The following is a 7690-nucleotide window of genomic DNA, read 5'->3' as shown; positions in this document are numbered from 1 at the left end:
CTCCACCACGATGCGGGCGTCGCTTCGACCGGTTGACGCCAACCACGCGGTATGGTCATTTACCCTAAAAGAGTCGTACCACCCAGGAACTCGCTACCGACTACTACGCGCGCCGCTCGCGCTATGACTCGACCAGCGGAACCCGGACACCGCGTCGGGGCCGTCACCTGCCTGCGTCCGAGCCGATCTGTCAAATAGTCGGCCACCATTTATTCGATTACTTGAAGAGTTATACCAGAATTTTTCTATCAAGATCTATAGTAGTGTCTCGATCTGCGGTTATGCATGACTTAGATCATGCAGGATAGGAGTTCTGAATAAGCCTCTTGATTCGCGGTTGTCGAATGAGCGTGCGATTTTCTAGATCTTTTCCTGAAAGGAGCGCACATGCGTTCGTATCTGAATGTTCCAGCACACTCCGAGCGCAAGTTCAAGAGCGCGCAGTCGACGTCGGCCGACGCGATCCTGCTGGATCTCGAGGATGGCGTCGCGCCCGGTGACAAGCTCCTGGCCCGGGAAACTCTGTCCCGGGTCCTATCGCTGTCCTATCTCGCCCCACCACGCCCACGCATCGGGGTGCGCATCAACGCCGTGGACACCCTCCACGCCGGCCTGGATATGGAGTGTCTGGCCGCCTGCGAGGTGCGACCGGATTTCATGGTGATCCCTATGGTCACTTCGCCTCGCGATGTGGAGATCGTCAGTACCTGGGCGGGCCGCTATGGCTGGGAACCGTCCCTGTGCGTCTTGATCGAGACCGCTGACGGGGTCGAGGCGGTCAACTCGATCTGCCGCGAGTCGGTTCCTGCGCTGAAGGGAGTCTTCATCGGAACCGCCGACTACGCGAACGACATCGCCGCCTTTGTGAACGAAGCAGACTTCACCTACCTGCGTCAGCGCGTCGTGAACGCGGCGCGCGCCTCGCGCCTCGCGGTGCTTGACGCGCCACACTTCCAACTCAGCGATACCATCGGGCTCAAGGCCAGCTCGGATCGGAGTTTCCGTCAGGGCTTCTCTGGCAGGATTGCCCTGCATCCCGACCAGATCGACGTTATTAATCGTTCCTATTCGCCGACCGAGGCTGATCTCAAGCACGCTCGCGAGATTCTCGAAGCGGCGGCGGCGACAGAGTCTGGCATCGCTCGCAGCCGGGGTGGCATGGTCGGCCCCCCGTTCTACGAGCACTCGAAGCGTATTGTCGCGCTGGCAGCCGACGCGGCCAGCACGAACGAAGATCGGAATTACACCCGCACGGCTATCTGACCAGTCGGGTCAGGGCGCACCTTGTTCAGCAAAGGAAAGCGAGCATGGAACCGGACCCTGCCGAAACCGCGCACCCGCTCGGCTACTGGGAATCATCCCCGAATGTCTTTCGGGAGAAGGTCGGCCTCAACTACGAGGAGCTGACGCCGGGTTTGAAGTTTGAACACCGCCCTGGACGAACTCTGACTGAGATGGACAACGTCCTCATGAGCACGTTGTCGCTCAACACATCCCCGCTGCATATCGATCAGGAGTTCGCTGCGGCGAACATCGAAGCCGGTAAGACGTTGATGTCGAGCCTGGTGACTCTCAGTATTGTCGCAGGAATGTCCGTTCGGAGCACGAGCGGAATGGCAATCGCGAACCTGGGATGGTCCGAGATCAAGGTTCTGCGACCCGTCTTCGCTGGTGACACGCTGTACGCAGAATCGATAGTACTCAGGCGCAGAGAGTCGCGGAAGAATCCCAATCGTGGCGTCGTGACGACCGAGCATACAGGGCGTGTCCGAAGTGAGCCAGTGATCACTTTCGTCCGAAGCTTCCTCATTGAGACAGCCACACGCCGGCCTTGGTGAAGGCTCGGTGACCGATCGGGTCATTGACCCCGGTGGCCCAGATCTGAGAGGACTGCGGATCCAACAATGAACAAGTACGGAAACATAGCATCGATGATGGAGAGAAGCTCCGGCTTCTGGACCGCAGCGCGTGAAGGCGGGCTCGGCGGGATCGTCGTCGACGAACTGCTTGACGGTGGGCGCCTTCTGCTGTCGGACGGGCGTGTGATGACGAACATGTCATCCTACGCGTATCTGGGCCTGGACGAGGACCCCAGAATCCGCCGCGGCGCGGAATCAGCTGTTCGTCAGTACGGAATCAACACCAGCATGTCGCGGACCAGGGGTGTCCACCGGTACCTGCGATCCGTCGAGGAAAAGCTCTCGGCGTGGCTTGGTGGCCAAGTCATGCTGCTGTCTTCCTGCACCGCCGCGGCTGCGTCGCTGATCCCCGCGTTGAGTGCTGGTGTCGGCTTGGCCAGACGACCGAATATCGTGGCATACGACCGGTCGGCGCACTTCTGCATGAACGTATTGAAGCCCCAGGTGGCCGACGAGACCAACGTCGTGACTATTCGGCACAACGACGTCGGCGCGCTCGCGGGTTTCTGTGCGAATAACAGCAGCGTGCTCTATGTCGCTGACGGTGTCTACAGTACCGGCGGACTAAGCCCTGTCTCAGAGATCGCGCAACTCCAGAACCGGTACGATCTCAAGGTTGTCTATGATGAGGCCCACGGCCTGTCGGTGATGGGCGAACGCGGAATCGGCTACGTTCTCCAATCGTATGGCGAGTTCCGCGACGATGTGTTTCTGATCGCGTCCCTCAACAAGGGTTTCGGGGGAGCCGGCGGGTTCATGGCCTCCAGCCGTGCGAACGCGCGGGTGCTGCAGCAGGTCGCCATGGCCGGTGGCCCCATTCAGTGGTCGCAGCGGCCAACCTTCGGCAACCTGGGCGCGGTCGAGGCCGCCCTGGACATCCACGAGGGTCCGGAGTTCGACCAGTTGCAGAGTGGACTGGCTGATGTCGTTAACCTGTTCGATGCCGTGGCCCCTTCCGGCGCGACGACACGCGAGCCTATCCGGTTCATCAAGGCCACGGCCGGGGATGGGCTGGCGTTGGCCGTCGCCTTGGCCAACGAGGGCTTCTACGCCGCCCCGATCTCGTTTCCGATCGTGCCCCATGGGCTGGGCGGCGTGCGGGTCATGCTTCGGTCGAATATGGAGCGGCAGGAAATCCTGCGATTCGGCAAGGTCCTCGAAGCATCCGGTCTCATTGAGAGACTCGACTCCCACGGTGCGGAAGGTGTCTGAATTGGAAAATAAGCCCATCTATCTTGTTATCAATCGCTTCAACAATGACTGTGTCGAATATCAGCGGTACATCGACGGGCTCGTGATCGACATGGTCTTCATCACCCTGGAGTCCGGGTTATCGGCGATCGACAGATCTCGGGCGCTGGAGGTGGTCGTCGTCGACGATCTGTCGCTGTCTATAGTTTTGCCGGTGGCCCAGCGGCTCATGGCACGACACGGAAAGTTCTCGGGGGTCCTGGGGATCTCGGAGAAGGATATCGTGATGACCGCGCGCCTGCGCGAGCGTCTTGGCGTACTCGGTCCGAGTGTCACGCTGGCGAGGCTCTTCAAGGACAAGGTCGCGATGAAATCCCGCCTTGAAGCGACTGGGATTCGAGTTCCGCGTTTCTGCCCGTTGACTGACCATTCATCGACGTCGATCGATGACATCGCCGCTCACATCGAGGACCGCCTGACGTATCCGATCATTCTCAAGCCGGTGGACGAGGGCGCATCCCGGGGCGTTGTCAAGGTGCGTGACCATCACGCGCTGATGGAGGCGCTCAAAGACATCCGGTTGGACACCTATGAAGCCGAGGAGTTCGTCGAGGGGCCGATCCTGCACATCGACGGAATTATTCGTGGCGATTCTCTGTGGTTCATCAGCACCAGCGAGTACATCGGCACATGCCTCGACTTCGCCAGAATCGGCGCGCCCTTCGGCTCTGTGATACTCGACCCCGGGCCACGGCGCGGCAATGCCGAAGCACACACGCTGAAGTGCCTGGCCACGCTGGGGTTGCGTCAGGGGCCCTTTCACCTGGAACTCATCGAGGCCTCCCCGGAGGAGTTCGTATTCCTCGAGGTAGGCATGCGCCCCGGGGGAGCGGAAGTCCCGTACCTGCACCGGGAGCATGCGAACATCGACCTCTACGGCGAGGCGTTCCGGGCGCTCCTCGACCTGCCTCCGATAGGCGATCGTAGTTCCTACGGTGACGCGAAGGGCCTGGGATATCTGCTTTTCGCCGTGCCTTACCCGTTGCCCAGTCGCGTGACCGGTCGAAACAGCCTCGTCGGGGCAGTTTCACATCTATACGCGGAAGTTCTTCCGGAGGTGGGCCACGTGTTCACCGCAGACGGTGGATACGTCGACGTCGGAGGCCGATTCCGCTTCAAGTCCGCATGCGAGAAACAGACGCGGGAGGCCATCCATACCGCGCTGGACGCCTATCGACTCGAGTCCGCGAGCGAGTGCGTAGCGGCAAAGGCCGACGAGGTGACGGCACGGGAGAAGTGACACCAGCGTGCGCTCGCTCCTGCCCGACCGGGGCCCGGCCCGCCGCCTAGCGGTCGTCACATTGGTCAACATGACGGGATATGGCATCTACCTGACTGTCAGCGTCCTTTATTTTACCAGGGCGGTGCACCTGCCGGCATCGCAGGTCGGTATCGGGCTGAGCACCGCCGGCGGGGCGTCGCTGATCGCCGGAATCCCCGCCGGTCACCTAGCCGACCGGCGCGGCGCCCGAGGAGTCTACGCCACGACCCTCGCGCTGGCGGCCCTGGCTATGGCCGGTCTGTGTTTTACCAACGGCTTCTGGTCGTTCCTGCTGTTCGTCTGTCTGGGCACGGTGGCCCAGACAGCCGGAGCGGCCGCCCGCAGCCCGCTGGTGCATGAGTACGGCGGCGAGCACCCGGCGCGCTTCCGTAGCTATCTGCGCGCGCTGACCAACCTCGGCGTCGCCGTCGGTGCGCTGCTGGCGGGCTGGGGGGTGCAGGTCGACACCCGCGGCGCGTACCTGCTACTCATCGCCGGTGCCGCCGCAGCGTCCGGCGGCTGTTCGCTGATCGTGCTGTCGTTGCCAGTGTCAGCGCCGCGTCCTTCTAGCGATGGTCCGCGGTGGATCGTGCTGCGCGACGCTCCTTATCTGGCGCTCACCGTGCTGGACGGGGTGTTGGCTATTCAGTACCGGGTGCTCACCGCTGCGGTGCCACTCTGGCTGGTCAGCCGCACGCACGCGCCGCGCTGGTCGGTCTCGACGGTGATATTGGTCAACACCGTGATCGTGGTGCTCTTCCAGGTCCGGGCCAGCCGCAACGTCGACACGCCGCGGGCGGGGGCGCTGGCGCTGCGCCGGGCCGGGGTGGCGTTCCTCGCCGCATGCGTGCTGCTCTCTCTGCTGGAGGGGGTGCCGAGCTGGGCGGCCCTAGCGCTGCTCCTGACCGCTACGGTCGTGCACACTGTCGGGGAGCTCTGGCATGCCGCTGGCGGCTTCGAATTGTCGTTCTCCCTGGCTCATTCGCACGCGGTCGGCCAGTACCAGGGGCTGTTCGGCATGGGGCTGGGACTGGGCCAGGCCATAGGCCCGGCGCTGCTGATCATCCTGTGCATCGGCTGGGGAGCGGCGGGCTGGTGGGTAGTCGGAGCGATGTTCGCCCTGACCGGCCTTGTCGTGCCGGCGGCGACCAGGTGGGCCGAGCGCACCCGGGTCAGCGCACCAACCCCAGACGCGGCCATCAGCGGCGCCTGACGCCTGCCGCGTTCGAGCTGGGAATGCCGGCTCTTCGTAGTTGACCTGCGGGTGTATCTGGTTGATTCCACTGTCCGCGGATAAGTAGTGACGACTGGTAGCCAATGGGGATGGACGACGTAGCGGGCGCGGAGCTGCTGGTTGGTGACATTCCGGAAGCAGAAGGCGGTGCGGTAGTGGACATGTCGATGGTCACATGCGTGACGGCCTCCCGCCAGGCCGGGTCTTGGGCGGCGAGAGGTGAGGGGGTGTCAGATGGTTGGCTCTGCCAAGATTCCGGTGGTGACAGGCAGCGATAGATGCTCATGAGAGCAGGATTCGCTGCCGGAGCAAGGAGAAACCAGCACGGCCGTACATCTACCTTTTGATCATCTTGGTTTTGGTGTTGGCGCCCTCCATGGGGCCGTTGCTGTAGGGTAGCGTCAGTCCGGCGACGACGGCATCATGGTCGTTCTCGAGGCCGGCGGCGAAGGCGTGCACGGCGGACAGGTCGTCGTCCCGCACAGTTTTGATCCACGCGTCGAGGGTCTCACCGTGGCGCCCGGTGAGCAGGGTCGCGAACTCGCCTATCCGAGCGGTCAGAACGGTCATCTGCGGGCAGCGTGCGACCAAGTCGTCGAGGTGCCGCCGCCGATGATTGGGTAGGTCGGCGGGTCTGCTCATGAGCCAGGCGACCAGTCGACGCGGGGACGGCGGGGTGCGTGCGGGGTCGGCGCGTCCCTGGGTGAGGGAGCGCACGACCAGGGTGGCGCTACCCGGATAGCCCTGCTCGCGGATCTCGGCCAGCAGGCGGGTGACCGCCACGCCGGGTTCGCCCTCCAGACGGCGACGCAGATGTTCCCGGTAGGGGTCGACTAGGGCGCGCCGGTACTGCGGGGGACGCTGCAGCGCCTCGGCCGATGCGGCCCGGGTGTACCGTGTAACGGTGTTGCGTGCCCAGCCCAGGCTGCGGGCGCACTCGGGCAGCCCGACGCCCTCGTCGAGGAGGGTGCGGTGCGGGTGCGTGCGTCTTGTGCGCTGGCCGGCTGGTCCGGGCCGGCGTGCCAGCAGGTGCTGTGCGCGACCACGGTCTTCTCCACCGCGTGGGCGAGGTTGTGCCATAGCTGCCACGGTCACTGACCTGCACCGCGTCGGGGGCGCCCTGGCGGATCGCCTCGGCGTAGGCCGCCGACCCGTCCCGGCACACCACACGAACCCCAGGATGATCGCGCAGCCAGGCGGTCAGGGTGATGGCGCGGCGGTCGGGCAGCACGTCGACGCGCCGGTGAGTGACTGCGTCGATCAGTAAAGTCGCATACCGGTGCCGACGCCGCAGCGCGACGTCGTCCACGCCGAGTACCTCCGGGACCGGCCCGACGGCGATCGGCAGCCCCATGAGCAGGCGCAGCACGGTCGTCCGCGAGACGGTCACGGCGAGGTTACCCAGCAGTGCCGCGCCCGCGCGGCCGGCGAGCATCACCCCGACCCGTGCGATCAGCGCACCCAGTGACGGGGTGTGGCGGGCGTAGCGTTCCGCCAGTCCGGGTAGCTGCTCGCGGAAGGTCTGCCGCGGGCAGCGCAGGTTGTCGCAGACCAGCCGCCGCAGGGTCAGCTCGATCACCACCGGTCTGCCCCGACCGGGAGATCGGCAAGGCGGCGGCGGTGATAGCCGTGCACCCGGGTGGTCACGGTGCCGCACTGCGGGCAGGGCGCCGGCCCTGCCCGGGTCCGTGCGACGACCCGCACCACAGATCCCTTCTCGACGACCCGATCGATGAATACCACGGCGAGTTGAGGAAAGACGACCTTCAGAAACTCGGTGTCACACAGCACCAACGATACCTGTACAGTAACCGTCTGTCACCGCCGGAATCTTGGCGGAGCCGTTATTTCTACAGGCCCTTCCGGGGAGTTGTCAGGAGGCGGGAATGCCGGAAACGCCGAGCTGGTGACCGAGTGCGATCCAGTTGGTGGCGATGGCCCGCTGAGCGTCGGCGAGGCTCATCCGACCAGCGCACACGGCTCTCTTCGCCACGTTCTCGACGGGATCCTTCGCGTTGTGCAGGC

General features: G+C 64.2%; 5 protein-coding genes and 1 pseudogene. 5 read left to right on the top strand and 1 reads right to left on the bottom strand.

The window, feature by feature from the left end:
• The first annotated feature begins 387 nt into the window (after positions 1-387).
• The 5 genes from MJ797_RS24895 to MJ797_RS24875 all read left to right on the top strand — a co-directional run bounded on the left by MJ797_RS24895 (position 388) and on the right by MJ797_RS24875 (position 5644).
• Positions 388-1263, top strand: a complete 876-nt coding sequence (locus tag MJ797_RS24895; RefSeq protein WP_239341870.1) for a CoA ester lyase — start codon at positions 388-390, stop codon at positions 1261-1263.
• Between the two features lie 44 nt (positions 1264-1307).
• Positions 1308-1838, top strand: coding sequence for a MaoC family dehydratase (locus tag MJ797_RS24890; RefSeq protein WP_239341868.1), 531 nt, complete (start codon positions 1308-1310; stop codon positions 1836-1838).
• 66 nt (positions 1839-1904) lie between these two features.
• Positions 1905-3131: an aminotransferase class I/II-fold pyridoxal phosphate-dependent enzyme gene (locus tag MJ797_RS24885; protein WP_255739475.1), complete on the top strand. Its 1227-nt coding sequence runs from the start codon at positions 1905-1907 to the stop codon at positions 3129-3131.
• A complete protein-coding gene (locus tag MJ797_RS24880) occupies positions 3115-4410 on the top strand; it encodes an acetyl-CoA carboxylase biotin carboxylase subunit family protein (protein WP_239341866.1) in 1296 nt (431 codons plus the stop codon). Before MJ797_RS24885 ends, MJ797_RS24880 begins: the two co-directional genes overlap by 17 nt.
• A gap of 7 nt (positions 4411-4417) precedes the next feature.
• Positions 4418-5644 (top strand): MFS transporter, encoded by a 1227-nt coding sequence (locus tag MJ797_RS24875; protein ID WP_239341864.1) that lies wholly within the window; start codon positions 4418-4420, stop codon positions 5642-5644.
• 357 nt (positions 5645-6001) lie between these two features.
• On the opposite strand, the pseudogene MJ797_RS24870 reads toward MJ797_RS24875, so the two are convergent.
• Positions 6002-7459 (bottom strand): annotated as a pseudogene (locus MJ797_RS24870) (ISL3 family transposase).
• Positions 7460-7690 lie beyond the last annotated feature (231 nt).

Source organism: Protofrankia sp. CiP3, assembly GCF_917627345.1.
Lineage (GTDB): Bacteria > Actinomycetota > Actinomycetes > Frankiales > Frankiaceae > Protofrankia.
This window is presented reverse-complemented; position numbering and strand designations above follow the sequence as displayed.

Coding starts and splice junctions, on each gene's coding strand:
- MJ797_RS24890 (WP_239341868.1), top strand. CDS start 1,308: ATGGAACCGGACCCTGCCGAAACCGCGCACCCGCTCGGCTACTGGGAA.
- MJ797_RS24885 (WP_255739475.1), top strand. CDS start 1,905: ATGAACAAGTACGGAAACATAGCATCGATGATGGAGAGAAGCTCCGGC.
- MJ797_RS24895 (WP_239341870.1), top strand. CDS start 388: ATGCGTTCGTATCTGAATGTTCCAGCACACTCCGAGCGCAAGTTCAAG.